The following is a 453-nucleotide window of genomic DNA, read 5'->3' as shown; positions in this document are numbered from 1 at the left end:
TGCACCGATTCCAGCACCTCGTCGCGCAGCGAGTGATTGCTGTGGCAAGTCATGCAGAAGTCGTCGGTACTGGTCGCATGCAGCGTGGTCTGGCCGGCATAGAACGCGATTGCGCCAAACACCGCGCCACCGATAACCAGCGTGAAAATGGACAGCTTGGCGCTGGGCTTGAAGATTTTTCGCCAGTTCATGGTTGCGCGGTATTCCTTGTTTTAGGTAATCAGAAATGCTGTGGCCATCAAAAACCGCCACCCCGAAACTCGAGGCGGCGGCCCGCAACTTGCTCAATGATCAGACGCTGTCGAGGACGCCCATGCCCTCGTTGATCAGGGCCTCGGCCTTGTCGAGCACGCGGTGGGCCTCATCCCAGTTGTGGAAGCCGTTGCTGTTTTCGACCCAGATGAAGTCCCAGTAGAACTGCGCCTCGCGGTGAATCTGCTGGAGCCGGGTCAG

Annotated in this window: 2 protein-coding genes; both read right to left on the bottom strand. The window is 58.5% G+C overall.

The genetic code is table 11. The features are described 5' to 3' along the window. On the bottom strand, positions 1 to 191 hold a 191-nt coding region (locus G3I74_RS00090), incomplete at its 3' end, for a NapC/NirT family cytochrome c (protein WP_203594414.1). Between the two features lie 100 nt (positions 192 to 291). Beyond that, positions 292 to 435, bottom strand: coding sequence for an ammonia-forming cytochrome c nitrite reductase subunit c552 (locus G3I74_RS16265; protein WP_420823056.1), 144 nt, complete (start codon positions 433 to 435; stop codon positions 292 to 294). Between the last annotated feature and the right edge of the window lie 18 nt (positions 436 to 453).

The organism is Wenzhouxiangella limi (genome assembly GCF_010499265.1).
GTDB lineage: Bacteria > Pseudomonadota > Gammaproteobacteria > Xanthomonadales > Wenzhouxiangellaceae > Wenzhouxiangella > Wenzhouxiangella limi.
Note: the sequence above shows the minus strand (reverse complement) of the source record. Positions and strands in the feature narration are given on the sequence as shown.